This window comes from Thiohalocapsa sp. ML1 (assembly GCF_001469165.1).
Taxonomy (GTDB): Bacteria; Pseudomonadota; Gammaproteobacteria; order Chromatiales; family Chromatiaceae; genus Thiohalocapsa.
Genome location: NZ_JABX01000017.1, coordinates 57,959 through 74,189 on the forward strand (window position 1 = coordinate 57,959; position 16,231 = coordinate 74,189).

General features: G+C 65.3%; 16 protein-coding genes. 2 read left to right on the forward strand and 14 right to left on the reverse strand.

Annotated features, from left to right (window positions below; genetic code table 11):
• Window positions 1-8: 8 nt before the first annotated feature.
• The 3 genes from ML01_RS12600 to ML01_RS12610 all read right to left on the reverse strand — a co-directional run bounded on the left by ML01_RS12600 (window position 9) and on the right by ML01_RS12610 (window position 3,264).
• Window positions 9-569 carry a hypothetical protein gene (locus tag ML01_RS12600; RefSeq protein WP_058555751.1) on the reverse strand — a complete coding sequence of 187 codons (561 nt, stop codon included), beginning with the start codon at window positions 567-569 and terminating at the stop codon, window positions 9-11.
• Window positions 570-1,067: 498 nt separating this feature from the next.
• Entirely contained in the window at window positions 1,068-2,057 is a 990-nt protein-coding gene (locus tag ML01_RS12605; RefSeq protein ID WP_216819170.1) for a hypothetical protein, read from the reverse strand.
• Window positions 2,017-3,264 carry an MBL fold metallo-hydrolase gene (locus ML01_RS12610; RefSeq protein ID WP_058555753.1) on the reverse strand — a complete coding sequence of 416 codons (1,248 nt, stop codon included), beginning with the start codon at window positions 3,262-3,264 and terminating at the stop codon, window positions 2,017-2,019. Before ML01_RS12610 ends, ML01_RS12605 begins: the two co-directional genes overlap by 41 nt.
• A gap of 601 nt (window positions 3,265-3,865) precedes the next feature.
• On the opposite strand from ML01_RS12610, the gene ML01_RS12615 reads away from it, so the two are divergent.
• Window positions 3,866-4,273 (forward strand): HI0074 family nucleotidyltransferase substrate-binding subunit, encoded by a 408-nt coding sequence (locus ML01_RS12615; protein WP_058555754.1) that lies wholly within the window; start codon window positions 3,866-3,868, stop codon window positions 4,271-4,273.
• Entirely contained in the window at window positions 4,270-4,611 is a 342-nt protein-coding gene (locus tag ML01_RS12620) for a nucleotidyltransferase family protein (protein ID WP_058555755.1), read from the forward strand. Before ML01_RS12615 ends, ML01_RS12620 begins: the two co-directional genes overlap by 4 nt.
• Before the next feature lie 72 nt (window positions 4,612-4,683).
• Here the strand turns inward: ML01_RS12620 and ML01_RS28720 are convergent, their stop codons facing one another.
• The 11 genes from ML01_RS28720 to hprK form a co-directional block, all read right to left on the reverse strand.
• Complete coding sequence (locus ML01_RS28720; RefSeq protein WP_156427695.1) at window positions 4,684-4,821, reverse strand: hypothetical protein; 138 nt, start codon at window positions 4,819-4,821, stop codon at window positions 4,684-4,686.
• Between the two features lie 82 nt (window positions 4,822-4,903).
• Window positions 4,904-5,572 (reverse strand): hypothetical protein, encoded by a 669-nt coding sequence (locus ML01_RS12625; protein WP_082674229.1) that lies wholly within the window; start codon window positions 5,570-5,572, stop codon window positions 4,904-4,906.
• A gap of 91 nt (window positions 5,573-5,663) precedes the next feature.
• Window positions 5,664-7,130 (reverse strand): substrate-binding domain-containing protein, encoded by a 1,467-nt coding sequence (locus ML01_RS12630; RefSeq protein ID WP_058555756.1) that lies wholly within the window; start codon window positions 7,128-7,130, stop codon window positions 5,664-5,666.
• A gap of 10 nt (window positions 7,131-7,140) precedes the next feature.
• The gene (locus ML01_RS12635) at window positions 7,141-8,928 is read right to left on the reverse strand and encodes an extracellular solute-binding protein (protein ID WP_058555757.1); all 1,788 of its coding nucleotides are present in this window, start codon (window positions 8,926-8,928) and stop codon (window positions 7,141-7,143) included.
• 419 nt (window positions 8,929-9,347) lie between these two features.
• Window positions 9,348-9,752: an H-NS histone family protein gene (locus ML01_RS12640; RefSeq protein WP_058555758.1), complete on the reverse strand. Its 405-nt coding sequence runs from the start codon at window positions 9,750-9,752 to the stop codon at window positions 9,348-9,350.
• A 458-nt stretch (window positions 9,753-10,210) separates the two neighbouring features.
• A complete protein-coding gene (mgtE, locus tag ML01_RS12645) occupies window positions 10,211-11,572 on the reverse strand; it encodes a magnesium transporter (protein WP_058555759.1) in 1,362 nt (453 codons plus the stop codon).
• Between the two features lie 283 nt (window positions 11,573-11,855).
• On the reverse strand, window positions 11,856-13,601 hold the full coding sequence (gene ptsP / locus ML01_RS12650) for a phosphoenolpyruvate--protein phosphotransferase (RefSeq protein ID WP_058555760.1): 1,746 nt from the start codon (window positions 13,599-13,601) through the stop codon (window positions 11,856-11,858).
• On the reverse strand, window positions 13,598-13,867 hold the full coding sequence (locus ML01_RS12655; RefSeq protein WP_058555761.1) for an HPr family phosphocarrier protein: 270 nt from the start codon (window positions 13,865-13,867) through the stop codon (window positions 13,598-13,600). Before ML01_RS12655 ends, ptsP begins: the two co-directional genes overlap by 4 nt.
• A complete protein-coding gene (locus ML01_RS12660; RefSeq protein ID WP_082674230.1) occupies window positions 13,861-14,337 on the reverse strand; it encodes a PTS sugar transporter subunit IIA in 477 nt (158 codons plus the stop codon). Before ML01_RS12660 ends, ML01_RS12655 begins: the two co-directional genes overlap by 7 nt.
• The gene (gene rapZ, locus ML01_RS12665) at window positions 14,334-15,203 is read right to left on the reverse strand and encodes an RNase adapter RapZ (RefSeq protein ID WP_058555762.1); all 870 of its coding nucleotides are present in this window, start codon (window positions 15,201-15,203) and stop codon (window positions 14,334-14,336) included. Before rapZ ends, ML01_RS12660 begins: the two co-directional genes overlap by 4 nt.
• A 68-nt stretch (window positions 15,204-15,271) precedes the next feature.
• Window positions 15,272-16,225 (reverse strand): HPr(Ser) kinase/phosphatase, encoded by a 954-nt coding sequence (gene hprK / locus ML01_RS12670; protein WP_058555763.1) that lies wholly within the window; start codon window positions 16,223-16,225, stop codon window positions 15,272-15,274.
• Between the last annotated feature and the right edge of the window lie 6 nt (window positions 16,226-16,231).

Consider the following 16,231-nt stretch of genomic DNA (forward strand, 5'->3'; position numbering starts at 1 on the left):
TTGAGGAATCAGCCGGGGAGGTCGGGGGCGCGGTGCAGCCGCGACGACAGCTCGGTGAAGAGCCGGGCCAGCTCGTCGCGGCCGGTCTTCTCGTCCTGCAACCGCTCGCCGTCGGCGCGCAGGCGCTGCTCGACCTCGGCCAGCCGAGTGTCCAAGGTCTCGCGCAGCGCGCCTGCTTGCGCCAGCAGGGCGGCGTCGCGGTTGCCCGTCTCTTCGCGCAGGGCTGCGCCCAAGGCATCAAGGCGCGCCCCAAGGTCGCCGCGCAGGGCCTCCAGCGCGTCGGCCGTCTGCTCTTGCGCGGCGGTGCGGGCCTCGCGCTCCGCGCGCAGCTCAGCGCTCAAGCGCGCAAGCTCCGAGCGGGCAAAGGCACTGACCTCATCGCCGCGGGCGAGCTGCTCGTCATCGAGCCGCGCCACCTCGGCGCCCAGACGCTCGTCGAGCGCGCGCAAGCGGCGCTCGTAATCGCGCATCTGGCTGCCGAACAAGAGCGCGCGCAACTGCGCCATGTTGCCGTCGCCGGCCCCCGGCTTCCCGGGTGACGCGTCGCCGTTTGCCGTCGTGCCGTCCAACGCCCGCTCCTGCCCGTTGCTGCGGAGAAGCCGGGATTATGCCTGAGCGTAGACCGACATGCGTCGCCGGGCCGAATCCCGCAGAACGCCGAGTGGATAGGGCCACTGCGCTGCGCCTTTTGGTTCGGTGTCGCGCCAGGCAGAGCACATCAATGCCGAGAATGCGGTCGAGGCGGGAGCCGACCTTTTGCTCCGATCTGCACATCGGCAGCGCCGTCAAGTCGGCCTCGATCGTAAGAGCGACCAGCGGGAGTGCGCTGGCTCCCACGCTCCGGCGTGGGAGCGAGGGCGGACGCTCCAGCGTCCCGAGCGCGCTGCGTCGGCGACGGCACCGGGCACACGCGGCGCTGGAGCGCCCGCCACACACTCCCACGCTGGATCGTGGAAGCGAGGCGGGCACCGGGACCTGTGCTCGATCGCGGCCGGTACAATGATCAAGGCACTTAAGATGACCGGCGCCTGTTGATCGCCGCGCAATTGGCATCAGGCCACGCCCTGTTAAGCGTCCTTGCTGCCCAATAGTTCGCGCAGCTCGGGTAATGCGACCATGCAATCCGCGTGCAATCCAAAACCCGCATATCGGGCAACAAAGAACCGTAGATTAAAATGCGGTGAATCGGAAAACTTGTCCATCTCCTGATCACTCAGGATTGAATTCAACTGCGAGCTTCGGGGGTTGTGGTTGGCCAGGATGAAAATCACTTCCGGCTTAACGCTGCGATTCAGCTCAACGCCGGTAACGCTGGTGCTCCTATTGAACTTCAGCAAGCCGAGCAGATCGAGCTGGCTGAACTGCTTCTCCATCATATCCAACATAGCGTTGCGGCGGCCGTCATCGCCGAGCAATCTGTCAAGGTCGTTCAGATGCTTCACCAAGCCGGCGGTACCGCCTAGCGCACCGTCGCCGTACTTCATCTCGATGAAGGCCGGTTTGCAATTGTTCCCGCCCTTGCGCTCCGCCGCGAGCCAACGGAGCGCCACCATATCGAGGCGGGCACCAAGCAAGGGGTCTGCAACTTCGATGTCGGAAATAAAGTACTCGCTCTCGTTGGAGATTGTGGAGTAGTTGTTCTCGCGCGCGACCAACTGCTGGAGCTCCCGCTCCGGCTTGGGGTGGTTCGAAAAGAAGCGATCCATGATTCGCTTGAGGTCCTGGAATGCATCCACCCAGGTCTCAGCCGCCTCTTTGCTTGCAACGGCGCTGGGCAAGGCAGGGCACTGGGGCTCTGATTTGTTGTACTTGATGTCGAAGAAAGCGCTGTACGAGCCTTTTCGCTGCTCGCTGAGTTTGAGGATACTGCCACCACGATAATAGACATTGATGTAGCCATCGCGAATGGCAAGCATCAGCGTATGGTCCTGATGCACGCGTTCGAGGATCGGGTGAAGCACGCCATCGTTGGAGCTTAACAGGTCATGCATAAAGGCATCAGACAATGCTCTCATTTTAAACCTCCCACCATTCGCCATCGTGATGAGCTTCCACATTCGGGAACAGCTCGGGGTACTTGTCCGGAAAGAAACTGTGAATCGGCACCACCTTGCGCGGGTTCAATGCAGCAACAAACCGCTTGAGATCGGCCGGGCCGGCATGACCGGACGTATGGACGCTGTGCCTGGGAATGGCATGCTTCAACAGCCATTCCTTGACGTTATCGAAACTGCCTCTTTCCCAGTAACCCTCCCATTGCGAATAGATATAGATTGCTCCCGCAAGGCATTCCGCACGCTCAAGGTCAAGGCGATGCAAAGGGCGGAAAAGCAAGGTCGACCTGTTGGCAGCCCGAGCCAGATGCTCGGGAAAGATCCGATTGGCAGAGTGACGCTTGAGCATGTCGAACCAAGCGTTCTCCATTATCTGTATGCGTTGGGCGTGAGGCACGTACAAAACGACTTCCGGCCAAGCGGATTGGGGAATGTGCTCGTTGCCGGTGGCCTCAAGAATTGCTGCCGTGTAGAGGTCGATAATCAGCCCTCGCCCGGTTCTCTTGGAAGCCCTGAAAATCGACACGATTCGGTCGATGTTCTGGCTCGATGTGTGGACAAGTGCCAGGCCTTCCGCACCGGAAAAGAGTTGAACAAGCTGGTCTTCGATTGCTGCTTCCGTGGGCCATTGCTGGAAATCGGCGAGACGCCCGAGTGATGACCCTTCAACCAGCAAGGTATCGATACTTGGCGGCGGGTGTGCGGAAAGGCGTTCAAACAAGGCTGCCTTGCGGCCATGAGAACGAAAATCACCGCTGTAGAAAAGGCGCTTGCCACCGCCTTCGATTAGCAGTGCATAAGCGTCATACGCCGAGTGGTCGACCAGCAATGGCGTTACGCGGAACGGGCCGATGTCGAAGCCTTGACCGGACCGGTAGTTCCAACCCTGTGCGGGAATCGGCCATTTCCCCGGCAAGAAAGTGGCGGCGGCCGCGAGAATACGGCGGCCAGCGGCACCCATGCCGACAGGAATCCTCGGCGAAATTTGCGCAAGCAAGCCGAAGTGATCGAGGTGGGGATGGGAGATCAAGACGCCCAGCAGAGAAGGATCGCTGCCGTCTAATCCCTGGATGCCGGGTAGGTATTGGCTATGATCCTCTGCCGCGTCTAATGGCAGGCCGAAATCGACCAGTAAACGCTGGCCGCCAATCTCGATCTCGACGCAACTGCCGCCTATCTGCTTGCTGCCTCGATGGATGCATGCGCGCATGATCTTCCCGTTCCGACGCCGAGCATGTGTGTTGGACTGCCGCCCGGGGATATCGGGTACGACCGACGCCCGTCGAGGCTGCCCGCTCCTGCCGCGATCGGCACAGACGTCTTTGCGTCGCAGCAGTCAGCAAACCAGACCTAAGCCGAGACCGGGCCGCAGGCTAGGCGGAGCCCCGATCCTAGTCAAGCACCGCGGGTCGGGTTCTGTCCTTGGGGCAAGTGTCCGGCTTCCCGTTGCACGCAGAGAATGTGTCGAGGAGGCGTTTAGTCCGGGGGTCCTTTCAGCCAGCGGTCGTCGTGCCGCGGCGCTGCGCCTATGCGCCCTCTTCACGCTGTGGGGGTCCGAGGCGCGCACCGGCGGAACATACGCAGAGAGTGGTCGTGGTCGTGGTCGTGGTCGACGTGCGCGGCGTGACGGGAGTTGACTGGAGTGTTGACCTCCAGGTCAACACGGCGACAGAGCGAACGCACTGATGTCGCGAGTGCGGAGCCGACCGGGAGGTCGGCTCTCCGACCCCGCCCGGCCCGACCCGAGACGGTCTCGATACTTCCGCGCCGCTGCGCTAGGCTCCACCGAGATCGATTAGACGCGGGACGCCATGGCCATGCTGGATATCGCCCCACTCGAAACGGCCGTCACACGGCTGCGCGAGGGCCTTGCGCGCTATCGGCAGGACACGTCAGACACGCAGATCCGCGATGGCCTGATCCAGCGCTTCGAATGCACCTACGAGCTGACTCACAAGATGCTGCGGCGATATCTCAGCGCGACCGCGGCGTCGCCTGACAGCATCCACGCGCTGACCTTCCAGGATCTCATCCGCGTCGGCAGCGATCAGGGGCTATTGCGCGGCGATTGGCCGCGGTGGCGCGGTTACCGCGAGATGCGCGCGAAGACCAGCCACACCTACGACGAAGACACCGCCTTGCAGGTGGTCGCCGCCATCCCGGACTTTCTGCTGGAGGCCGAGCACCTCCGCGAGGAATTGGCCCGGCGCCGCGCATGAGCGACGCAGCGCCCATCACCCCGCCCCTCGATATCGCCCCGGAGCACTGGCGCATCGTCCGCGGCATTCTGCGTCGGCATGCGCCCGGGGTACCGGTATGGGCCTTCGGTTCCCGCACCAAGGGCACTGCGCGCCCGTACTCCGACCTCGACCTCGCGCTCATCACCGACGCGCCGCTGGCGCTGGAAGCGCTCGCGGCGCTGAAGGAGGCCTTTTCGGAATCGGACCTACCCTGGCCAGTGGACATCGTGGACTGCTCCAGCGTCAGTGGCGGCTTTCGCCGGATCATTGAGCGGGAGCATGTGGTGTTGATCGATGAGGGAGTCGCCGGGCAATGAGCGCGACGGTCTGACGCGGCGGCGAAACCCGGAACCGCCGTTAGGCCTCGTTGCTACTGTCGCCTGCCGCCTTTAAGCGGCCGCAGGCACCGCGCCGGTCCGCTTCAACAACGCGGTGCAGTTGTCCATGGACCGCAGGTGCAGGTAGATGAGCTCAAGCTCGTCGCGGCGGACCATCTGCGCCGGCGTCGCGTCGTCCAAGTCCCACATACACCCGGCATGCTGTCGGCTGTTGACGGGGACGGCGTTCTCAAAAAACAAGCGCTGTGTCGTTATCTCAGTGACCTAAAGCCTATTGGATATTCGCCGCTCGGCGGAAGAAGGTTTCGAGCTCCATGCCGTAGTCGATGGCGCGGTTGAGCTCCGCGGTGAACTTCTCGACGGCGCCGGCTGAGGTGGCGAGCGCCATGTCGGCGGCGGTGGCGTCAACACCGCCGGCGGCGCGCTCGGTGAGGGTCTTGGTCTGCCCGGTGGCCTCGAGCTGGAAGGGACCGGTCAGCTTTTTCGGGTCCACCCGGTGCAGGATCGCATAGTTGCGGTTGAGCGCGGCGATGGACTCGATGAGCTCCTGCTTCACCCTGAGATAGCGCGAGAGGTATTCCGTAAAGGTCGCGTAGGCGTTCAGGTTGCCGATGTTGTTCGGGTCCTGCAGGTACTCGGGCGTCCAGTCGATGTTCAGCGCACCGATGTAGTTCTGGAAATCGAACAGGCTGATCTCGTCGTCGGCGCGTGCGAGGGCAAGGTATGCGTTGTCGAGGGCCTCTTTGACCCAGCGCTCGCGGTCCTCCCAGCTTCTCTTGTTGCCCTGCATATCGCTCGGGTCGAACTCGTTGCCGCCGAAGTCGAAGGCGCCGAATTGCTTGAGCAAATCGCCGAAGCCGGCGGCTTGCGCCCCGGCCGGGACCGCCAGGGCGACGGTGCAGGCGAGGGCGAGCGTTGTGATGAGCGCTGTGGTTCTCATGCTGTCATCTCCATTGAGGGTGCAGTGAGGGTGCAGTGAGGGTGCAGTGAGGGTGCAGTGAGGATGCTTGGCCTGGCGTTGCCCCCGCGGCTTAAAGATTGGCCCCTTCCGGGTCGCCGAGCTGGTCGTAGGTGTCGATCAGGGCGCGGATCACGCCGCCGTCTTGGGGCGGCACCAGCACTTGGCTCGCCTTGATCAGGTCGGGGATCAGGCCGTTGTCGCGAACAAAGTCGCCGAAGACCTGGTTCATTTCTTCGTTGGTGATCTCGGTGCTGACCGGGCGGAAGCCCTCCGTCTGCAAGGCGATGAGCTGCATGTCGCGGCTAAGCAGAAAGTCCTTGAACCGCTTGGCGGCCTCAACCTGCTCGCGGCTGTTGCCGTGGCGCAGGACGTAGTAGGGGTGGTCCGAGATGAGGTTGAATCGCGGGTAGCGGATGACGGGCTTGGCGCCGTTCGGGTCGTTGGCGGCGCGGATGTAGGCGAGCTTGACGGCCAGGTTCTCGTAGACATAGACGGTGCTGAGCGGCTGCCCGCCGTAGCCGGCCTGCATCAGCGGTTCCGCGAGCTTGCCGGTGCTGGTCTTGCTCTGGTCCGACATGTATTTCATGAAGGCCAGATATGCCTGAAAGTCGGGGTTCTCGAGGTCTGTCGGGCGGATCTTGTAGCGCGGCTTGTCCTTGGCGAAGAACTCGTAGGCCATCGTGATCAGGGCGACGGCGCCGGAGTTGGAGCTGCCGGGCTCGGTGAAGCCGAACTGATAGATCCGTCCTTCCGGCCCCAGGACATCGCCCGTCAGCTCCCGCGCGTAGATGTCGGTAATGGTGTCGAAGCTCATGGACTTCTGCACCACGCTGTCGATGCGCTCCTGCACCGGCGCCCAGGTGACGAACACCATCGGGCTTCTGGCCACCGATTCGTCGGTTTCGAACAGCTTGCCGCCGCTGAATGCGTCCTCGACGACACTGCGGAAGATCGATGACGCCGGCGCCCAGACCTGATACTCGTTGCGGCCGCCCTGCATCGACTTGCCGTCGCGGATCAGCATGCCGGACTTGATGGAGCCGATCTTGTCGATAATGAGCCGGATGGGCTTGCCGTCGATGTTGTTCTGCGCGGGGTCGGCCATGAAGCGCTCGGCGGCGGCCTCGAACCAGCCGCGCTTCTCGGAGCCGGCGGCGATCTTGACCTCGATGACGGCCCGGTCCTCGGTGACGGGGTAGAGCACCTGCTGTTCGCCGGCGCTCGCGGGCGCGACCTTGACCGGCGCAACGGTGAGCTGCTCGCGCTGCACGGTGGCGTCGATGGCGACCTCCGCGTCCTTCGGCAGCACCTGCGGCGCGGGGCTTGCGGGCATGCTTTCGAGCTGCTGGTCAGGCGCCTGTTTGACTGGGGCAGGGGCCTGTTCCGGCTTCGCTTGGATCTTGGACAGGTCGACGTTCAGGTTGCCGAAGTCGAAGAGTTTGTCGGCGGCGGCGACGCTGCAAGCCACGGCCACCAAAGCGACGGCAGCGAGGAGTCGGTGGCGGCTGCGTCGGCGCGGATTGCACCAGATGCCCATTGCGGCCTCCTCAGAGCAAGTCGCTGAAGCGCTGGAAGATGTCGCGTATTTCGGCGGAGTCGCCTTGGCGGGTCTCGCCGCCGGCGGACTCGGTGATGCGGCCCAGATCGGTGGCGTCGGCGGCCGCGCCGAAGGCGATGCCGAACACCGGGATGCGGCAGCCCGGATCGCCGTGATGGCCGCCCTGAGGGTTGGGGGCCGCGTAGCCGATCAGCTCAATGAGCTTGTCGGCGGAGATGGCCGAGGCATTGTCCTGGCCGTCGGTGAGCACGACGATGATGCGGATGGCCCGGTCCTGGGGGTTCTGCTTGATGTCTTGGCAGACCGATGTCCAGGCGCGCCCGATGGCGTTGCGCATGGCGGTGCCGCCCCGAGGAGTGACGCGCCCGAGCGCCTCGCGCAGGCGCTCCTTGCCCGCCGTGGTCATCGCGAGCGGCTTGCCTTCGGGCGAGACGTCGGCGTAGTCCACCGAAAAGTCGTAGTACAAGAGCGCGAGGCGGTCTTCGTCGCCGAGGCGGCTCGCGAGCAGGTCGGCGCTTTCGACGGCCAGATCCATGCGGCTGCGTAGCCGTTGCCGCTCCGGGTCCATGATCTGCTCGTTCATGCTGCCGGAACGGTCAATGACCAGATAGACCAGGGCGTGGTTTTTGATGCCGCGGAAGGCATCCAGCGCGGCCTTGACGACCTTGCCGCTCGGCGCGGCGAGGAAGCGATGGACGGTGTCGAAGGGTTTGGTGCCGTTCTCGGCGTTCCAGACCCTTGCGTATAGCCCCGGGTCCAAGTCCAGCGCGACGCCGGGACGGAACCCGTACTGCAGCGCCTGCGCCTGCACCGGGGGCGACATCAGGTATTCGAAGTACTTCTTCGCGCCCTCTTCTTCGTCCGCATCGACCCACTCGCGCTTGACCACGGCGAAGGGATGGTTGCTGACGAAGGTGCCTTCTTCCGGGTAGACGGCGAGCAGGCGCGGGAAGCCGAGCCCTTGGTTGCGAATTCGGTTGTTGGCCTGGATGACGTCGCTCTCGTAGAGCACCACGGCGTCCGCGTAGGCCGGGCCGCCGGTCGTCATCTTATCGGCATAGAAGCCGGTCGACTCGCCGTAGTGGATGACGTTCTCGTGCACGCGCGTCACAAAGTCCTGCACCGAGGGGTCATCGACCTTCGCTTGCGAGAGGCGGGTCACGGGCTTGCCCTCCGCGGCCTCGGCACCCGCGAAGAACTGTGCCACCAGTGCCGACAGACCGCTGTTGGAGCGCTCCGGGCTAGTCTGGCCGTAGCGCAGCCCGCCGTCGCCGGCGCCCTCGAACAGCGCCTTCCAGCCGATGCTATCGCCGCCGCCGAGCCGTTCCACCACCGGCTCCCAGGCCGCAATGACCACCGGTGAGCTGACCAGGAAGCCCTCGATCTTCAAGAGCTCGTCGCCGCCGGTCTGCTCCGTCTCGTAATTGATCAGATTGACATAGAGATCCGATGCGGGGCTCGTCGCGTGGACTTCATCCGGGCCGGCCTGCCCGTCGCGGATCTGGTTGACGCTGTCGCCTGAGCCCTTGGGGACGGCATTGACGCAGATGCGCTTGCCGGACGCCGTCTCGATACCCTGGGCATTAAACTCCCGGGTCACGTCGTAGATCCACGGCGCCTTTTCCGAGCCATAGGTAAAGCGCACGGTGACCTGATTGTTGGCCGGCGTGCAGGTGTTGGCATGCTTTGCCCCAAGCGCGGGCCAGGGCAGGAGTGCGGCGCAGCAGGCGAGGGACGCGAGCGCGCTCGCGACCCGGTGGGCGTGGTGTGGCGACATGACTTCCTCGTCTCCCGGATTTGGCTGCACGTGGCCGCGGTAGGAAGAGGCTGAGTATCCGCGCGTGGAAGCCCGGATGAAGCATTCTCGCACGACCCTTAGCAATCGAGAACGGAATTCAAGTCCGCTTTGTCTGAGTTGTGATCTGGCGCACATTGCGGGGGGCTGCCCGCTGATGCGATGGGCGGAAAAAGGGCTTGTAGCCTTTTGCCCTAGGTAGACAGTGGGCCAATTAGGCTGCGAGCAAATAACGCGTTTTTGCCAAGCCGGGCCGCCGAATCTGCGTCGCCTGGCGACGGCCGAGGCTCCGCGGCGCCGCGACCTGGACTAGACCTTACTCGCGACACCAGTGCCGCCGTGCCCGATCTCGGTACGATGGCACGGTGCCGCGCGAAGTGCCTTGCGGTGGTGTCCCCGGGTCAATCCTTGACGGCTTGCAGATAATTCGCCTTGAAGGCTTCCCGGTCTTCCTTCACGGAAGGATCGTAGCCCTGCGCGCTCATTTTTTCCTTCATCCACTTCGGCAACACGCCGCGCACGTAGATGTTGTCAGGGTCTTCTGGGTCCACATAGCGGATATAGTTGCGATTACCCTTCTTCGAGGCGGCTGCCGCGCCACCCCGGCGGCGCTTTGGCACCACGAGCTCCAGGATCTCGTCGATGTCGTAGCCGCGGGTCTCGATCATTTCTCGAATCTCAAGCGCGAGCTCGGTCTTCGACTCGTGCCAGCGCTGATACAGCGCCTTCTCAAGATCGACCTTGCTCTGCTCGATCTGCTGGAGCTGCGCTTGCAGCTCATCTACGCTCAATGCCTTGTAATCCAAGGATAACCTCCTGCGCGAATGTTTTGGGGCCGCCCTTGGCGCCCCCGACGGAAGGGTGATTGGAAACTGCTGCGCTATGCACAATCAGTCTGCGCCAACGCATGCTTCGGCTTCCTGACCGAGTATGCGATCCGCATGCCCGAGACTTTATAGCAGACAATAAAAAAGTCAATAGCCGGTTCGTTATTTCCCGGGTCATTGCATGAAGCGCGGCGCGCCACTGCATAGCGTCGGGCTGCATTGGCGGTAGACTTGAGGCGCCGCCGGTGCTCGCGATGCCATGAGGCTGAACCATGGCGGTTGCCGCCGGCACGCCCGGGTTGGGCTATTTGCCCGAGCGCCGCATGCTGCCGTGGCGGTGAGACATGCCGGGCGCACACTCGCCCGGGCTTGGCCCGAGCAGCCTTGGAGCTGACGGCGCCGAGCGCTTGAGCGTCCGTTGCTGGACGCGGGTTTGGCTACAGCAGAAAAATGGTCGCCAAGCCGAGAAAAGCGAGAAAGCCGACGACGTCCGTGATCGTTGTCAGGATCACCCCACCGGCGAGGGCGGGATCGATGCCGAGCCGATCAAGCAGCAAGGGCAGCAGCGCCCCGGACAGCGTGGCGGTCAGCAGGTTGATGGTGATGGCCGCGGCGATGATCAGCGCGATAGCGCCGCTGCCGAACCAGACCCAGGCGACCAGCGCCACGACCAGTGCCCAGACGGCGCTGTTGATGAGAGAGACAGCCATCTCCTTGCTCACCAGCCAACGCATGTTCTTGGCACTTAGGTGACCCAGGGCGATGCCGCGGATGGCTAGCGTGAGCGTCTGCGTGCCGGCGATGCCGCCCATGCTTGCGACCACGGGCATCAGTACCGCGAGCGCGACCACCTGCTGGATGGTCGCCTCGAAGCGGCCGATAACCCAGGCCGCAAGAAATGCCGTGAGCAGATTGATGCCCAGCCATAGGGCGCGGCGCCGCGCACTGAGCAGCACCGGGGCAAACATGTCCTCGGTCTCGCTCAGGCCTGCCTGACCCATGAATTGGTGCTCGGCCTCTTCGCGAATCAAATCCATGACGTCATCGACGGTGATGCGCCCGAGGACATGGCCGTCTTCATCGACCACCGGCGCCGAGACGAGATCCAACTGCTCGAAGCGGCTTGCGACGTCGCGCGCGTCGAGGGTCGCCTGCATGGGCTGAATGCGCAGCGTCATGACCTCGGCGACGGAATCGTCCGGGTCATTGGTCAACAGGTCGGACAGATACAGCACGCCGAGGTAGCGGCCCTGGCGGTTCACGACGATGAGGTTGTCGGTGAGGTCCGGCAGCCCGTCCTTGAGCCGGCGCAGATAGCGCATGACGACGTCCAGCGTCACCTCCGGGCGCACCGTCACCATGTCCGTATTCATCAGGCCGCCGGCCGTGTCTTCCGGGAAGGCGAGGGCGGTTTCGAGCCGCTCCCGGCGCTGCTCATCCAGCGACTTCAGCACCTCGCGCGTGATGGTCGCGGGTAGGTCCTGGACCAGGTCGGCGAGGTCGTCTGTATCGAGGGCCTCGGCGGCCGCCAGGATGCGGCTCGGCGCCATGCCGCGCAGCAGCTCCTCGCGCAGATCGTCATTGAGGTACAGCAGCACCTCGCCCTCGACGCCGTCGTCCACCATGCTCCAGACGAGCTTGCGCTGCTGCGGCGGCAGCGATTGCAGCACGTGCGCCATTTCCGCAGGGTGCAGTGCATTGAGCATGCGCGTCGCCTTGATGACCGAGCCGGAATCCAGCACGGCGTGCAGGGCATCGAGGCGGTCCATCTCTTGGGTGGCAGCGAGCTCGGCGTTCATCGTGGCTCCGACGGCAGGGCGCGTGGGGCCGCAGTCACGGCGGGACGGGGCGCGGCGGAAAACCGCTCAGTGTAGCAGCCGCCGCGTTGGCGCCGCAGCGATGGATGGCTGTTGCGTGGCTGTTTCGGCGGTTGGAATTGCCCGTGCAGGGCAGGCCGACAATCGCCCGTTCGCGCATCTGCGTAATGCAGTTGGGAATGCCGTTGAGGCCGCGCTTGCCCTTGCGATGCGAGCCCTTGGCCAGGCGCCGTCCGAGCGCGCGGTCACGCCTCGGGGCAGAGCATCAGTGCTGTGAGCTGGCCTCTAGCTGCTCCAGCAGCGCCTGCGCGGGCATCTCGTCGATGTTGTCGATGAGCGCTGCGATGGTGCGGCTGAGCGCGCCGATGTCGCAGCGCCGCAGCCGGTCCTTGACCTCCAGCAGCGAGCCCGGATGCATGCTGAGCTCGCGCAGCCCCAGGCCCAGCAGCAGCGGCGTATAGCGCGGGTCGCCGGCCATCTCGCCGCACATGCTGACGCGGGTGCGGGTGCTGGCGGCCGCATCGATGACGTGCTTGATGAGCCGGATCACCGCCGGGTGCAGCGGATCGTAGAGGTAGCTCACGGTGTCATCAACGCGGTCGATGGCGAGCGTGTACTGAATCAGGTCGTTGGTGCCGATGGACAGGAAGTCCAGGCGACGGGCCAGGGCGCCGGCCATCAGCGCCGCCGCGGGCACCTCGATCATGCCGCCCACGGGCATCAGCGGGTCAAACTTGAGGCCGTCGCGGCGCATCTGCCGTCGCGCCTCATTGATCAGGCCGAGCACGGCGTTGACCTCGGCCATGCAGGAGATCATCGGGATCATGAGCCGCACCGGGCCCGCCGCGGAGGCGCGCACAATGGCCCGCAGTTGCGGCAGGAACAGCGCCGGCTCCTGCAGGCACAGGCGGATCGCGCGCAGCCCGAGCGCCGGGTTGCTGCGGGCGGGGTGGAAGCTCGTGTCCGGGATCTGCTTATCTGCGCCCAGGTCGAGCGTGCGGATGGTGAGGGGGATGCCGTCGAGGCCCTCAATGAGGCCGAGATAGGTCTGCAGGTGTTCCTCTTCGTCGGGCAGCGAGCTGCGGTTCATGTACAGAAACTCGGTCCGGTACAGACCGACACCGGCGGCGCCGTTGTCCCGCGCTGCTGCCACGTCCTCCGGCAGCTCGAGGTTCGCGAGCAGCACCACGGGCGTGCCGTCGTGGCTCGCGGACGGCTCGCGCACGAGCCGACGGAGCTCCCGGCGGTGGGCGTCAAAGGTTGCGAGCCGAGCCCGATAGTGCTCCAGGATCGCGGTGTCGAGCTCGGCGAGCACCGTGCCCGTCTCGGCGTCCACGACCAGCAGCTCGCCCTCGCGTAGCCGCTCCGTCGCCCGGTGCACGCCCATCACGGCCGGGATGTCCAGGCTGCGGGCCAGGATGGCCGTGTGCGACATCGGCCCGCCGTGCTCCACCACGAAGGCGGCCACGCCGCGGTGGCGCAGCAGAATGGTGTCCGCCGGCGTCAGGTCCTCGGCGACGATGACCCGACCCGCGACGTCCGCCTCGGTCAGGGCCTCGGCCTCGGTCTCGGTGCTGAGGAAGACCTGGATCTGCCGCACGACATGATCGATGTCGTCGCGCCGTGTCCGCAGGTAAGCGTCCTCCATGCGGTCGAAGATCTCCACCAGGGTGTCGCGCTGCGACTGCAGCGCCCAGATCGCGTTCACGGACTGCTCGCGGATCAGCTCCCGCGTTGCGTCCACGAGCGCCGAGTCCGTCATCATCAGGAGATGTGCATCGATGAACTCGGCGATGTGCTTGGGCGTGCTGTGCGGGATCTGGGTGCGAACATCCTCCAGGTGCCGTCGGGCGCAGTCGAGCGCGGCATCCAGGCGCTTGAGCTCCTCGGGTACCTTCTCGGCGGGGATCTTCGCGGGTGCCAGCGACGGCTCACGGCTCAGCAGAAAGGCATCTCCAATGGCGACGGGCCGGGAGCCGTCGATGCCGATACCGTGCAGCGCCAGTGTCATTCGGCCTCCCCGAAGCGCTCGGCCACGAGCGCGACCAGGGCGTCCATCGCGTCCGCCTCATCCTCGCCGCTGATGTGCATGGTGATGGTGGTGCCGCGGGCTGCCGCGAGCGTCATGATGCCCATGATGCTCTTGCCGTTGACGCGCCGACCGTTGCGTTCGACGACGATGTCGCTTGCGAAGCGCCCGGAGCAGGTCACGAACTTGGCGGCGGCCCGCGCGTGCAGGCCAAGCCGGTTAACGATTTCGACTTCCTGGCTCAGCATCTGGGCGCGCCGCGTGTTGCCGTGCCGAGCGCGGGTCGGACCGGCTCCGGTACTTCGTCACCGTGCTTGGCGATGCAGCCGGAGCCGGTGCACATCAGCACGCCGTCGTGGGCGCCGCTCATGGCCTTGCGCGCCATCGCCTCGAGCGGCAAGTCCGGATAGTTCAGCACGCGCACCAGCATGGGTAGGTTCACGCCGCTCAGGATACGGGTGTGCTCGGGATCGCACAGGCCCGCCGCGATGTTTGCCGGCGTCGAGCCGAATAGGTCCGTCAGCACCAGCACGCCGTCACCGGCATCGAGGTCGCGCGTATATTGCTCGGCCCGCGCACGCATGCGCTCCGGGTCATCGGCATTGCTCACCGCCAGTGCCTTTGCCGGCAGCGGGCAGTCGCCGAGCATGCGCGTCGCGGCGTCCAGGAGCTCGGCGCCGATGCCCGCATGTGTAATCAACAAGACGCCAACGGTCATGGCAGCTCCCGATGGCGCACCAGCACCCGATGACCGGTGCTGCGCAGATGGCGGGCTAGGCGCTCCACCAAATACACGGAGCGATGCTGCCCGCCCGTGCAGCCGACGGCAATGGTCAGATAGCTGCGCCCGTCCGTTTCGAAGCGCGGAATCCAGCGGTCCAGGAAGTGCTGCATGTCGGCGGCCATCTGGCTTACCTCGGGGGAACGCTCAAGAAACTCGATCACGGGCGCATCGCGTCCGGTGAGCGGGCGCAGTGTCTCCTGCCAGTGTGGATTGGGCAGGCAGCGGACGTCGAAGACGAAGTCGACGCCATCCGGCACGCCGTTCTTGAACCCGAAGGACTGCAGGAGCACGGACGCCTGCACCGCGCCGGCGCTGGCGAGGCGCTCGCGCACCAGCTCGCGCAGCTCGTGCACGTTGGTGTGGGTGGTGTCGATGCGGATCTCCGCGATGCCCCGCAGCGGGGCGAGCAGCTCGCACTCGTGCGCAATGGCCTCCTCCAGCGACCGCTCGCCGCCGGTCAGCGGATGCTTGCGACGGGTCTCGCTGAAGCGGCGGATCAGCGTGTGGACGTCCGCGTGCAGGAAGATCAGCCGGCAGTCGATGCCCTGTTCCCGCAGCTCCTCCACCACGTGTGGCAGGTCGGCCAGAAAGTCCGGCTGGTTGCGGGCATCGATGCCCACGGCGGCGCCGTCGCGCGTCTCGCCGGGCGCCCGCAGACGGGTGCGCTTGAGTCCGAGCGCGAGCTCCCGCAGCAGGAACAGCGGCAGGTTGTCGATGCAGTAATAGCCGATGTCCTCCAGCGTGCGGAGCGCGACGGTCTTGCCTGCGCCGGAGAGGCCACTGACGATCAACAGATCCATGACATTCAGCCGATTGGTGGCGGATTTGCGCTGCTGTTGGGTCGGCCCGGGGGCGCGGTGAAAGCGGCTCAGGGACAGCGGCCGGTGCCGGCCATGGCCCGGGCCTGGCGGTCTTCCAGGTCCACGCCCGCATCATAGCCGCGGATGCGCAGGATCTGGTTGCGAACGGCGGTCTCCAGCAGCACGGCGAGGTTGCGCCCCGGCGCCACCGGCAGCGTAATCTCGGGCACCGCGACGCCGAGGATGGTACGCGTGGACAGGCTGCCGCGCAGCCGGTCGATGCTCGCAAGCCCCTCGTTGTCAAACGACCGCATGTTGACGATGAGGTTCAGTGTCTCATGCTGGCGGACGGCGCCCTCGCCGAACATCGCCCGCACGTTGAGCACGCCGAGCCCGCGCACCTCCAGGAAGTCCCGCAGCAGCGCCGGGCAACTGCCCTCCAGCACCTCCGGCGCGATGCGCGCAAACTCCGGCGCATCGTCGGCGATGAGGCGGTGGCCGCGAGCAATCATCTCCAGCGCCAGCTCGCTCTTGCCAACGCCCGCATCGCCGGTGAGCAGCACGCCGAGACCCAGGACCTCAAGCAACACCCCGTGCACGGTTATGCGCTCGGCTAGCGCATGGGTCAGGAAGTATTGCAGCCGATCGACGATCTCAGCATCGCGTGCCGCCGAGCCCAGCAGCGGCGTGCCGGTGCGCGTGGCGTAGTCGAAGAAGATGGGGTCCGGGGTGAGATCGGAGGCGAAGATCACCGCGGCCGGGCGGGCCGCGAACAGTCGCTCCACGGTCTCGTGGTAGGCGGGCGCGCTCAAATCCCCGAGATGCAGGATCTCCGCTTCGCCGAGCACCTGCAGGCGATTCGGATGGATGCAATTGAGTGAGCCGACGAGGCTTTGCGCCGTTTGCCCCCGGGTCTGGCTCAGCAGCGGGATGCATTGGACGGGCGGCGCGGTCAGCCAGCGCAGCTTGAGCCGCGGCCCGATATGCTCGACCAAGCCCTGCAGTGAATGGACGGGGTTCATGGCACG

Excerpts from the sequence above, each read along its gene's own strand:
- ML01_RS12605 (WP_216819170.1), bottom strand. The coding sequence starts at position 2,057 with ATGTGGAAGCTCATCACGATGGCGAATGGTGGGAGGTTTAAAATGAGA.
- ML01_RS12610 (WP_058555753.1), bottom strand. The coding sequence starts at position 3,264 with ATGCGCGCATGCATCCATCGAGGCAGCAAGCAGATAGGCGGCAGTTGC.
- ML01_RS12615 (WP_058555754.1), top strand. The coding sequence starts at position 3,866 with ATGGCCATGCTGGATATCGCCCCACTCGAAACGGCCGTCACACGGCTG.
- ML01_RS12620 (WP_058555755.1), top strand. The coding sequence starts at position 4,270 with ATGAGCGACGCAGCGCCCATCACCCCGCCCCTCGATATCGCCCCGGAG.
- ML01_RS28720 (WP_156427695.1), bottom strand. The coding sequence starts at position 4,821 with ATGTGGGACTTGGACGACGCGACGCCGGCGCAGATGGTCCGCCGCGAC.
- ML01_RS12625 (WP_082674229.1), bottom strand. The coding sequence starts at position 5,572 with ATGAGAACCACAGCGCTCATCACAACGCTCGCCCTCGCCTGCACCGTC.
- ML01_RS12630 (WP_058555756.1), bottom strand. The coding sequence starts at position 7,130 with ATGGGCATCTGGTGCAATCCGCGCCGACGCAGCCGCCACCGACTCCTC.
- ML01_RS12635 (WP_058555757.1), bottom strand. The coding sequence starts at position 8,928 with ATGTCGCCACACCACGCCCACCGGGTCGCGAGCGCGCTCGCGTCCCTC.
- mgtE (WP_058555759.1), bottom strand. The coding sequence starts at position 11,572 with ATGAACGCCGAGCTCGCTGCCACCCAAGAGATGGACCGCCTCGATGCC.
- ptsP (WP_058555760.1), bottom strand. The coding sequence starts at position 13,601 with ATGACACTGGCGCTGCACGGTATCGGCATCGACGGCTCCCGGCCCGTC.
- ML01_RS12655 (WP_058555761.1), bottom strand. The coding sequence starts at position 13,867 with ATGCTGAGCCAGGAAGTCGAAATCGTTAACCGGCTTGGCCTGCACGCG.
- ML01_RS12660 (WP_082674230.1), bottom strand. The coding sequence starts at position 14,337 with ATGACCGTTGGCGTCTTGTTGATTACACATGCGGGCATCGGCGCCGAG.
- rapZ (WP_058555762.1), bottom strand. The coding sequence starts at position 15,203 with ATGGATCTGTTGATCGTCAGTGGCCTCTCCGGCGCAGGCAAGACCGTC.
- hprK (WP_058555763.1), bottom strand. The coding sequence starts at position 16,225 with ATGAACCCCGTCCATTCACTGCAGGGCTTGGTCGAGCATATCGGGCCG.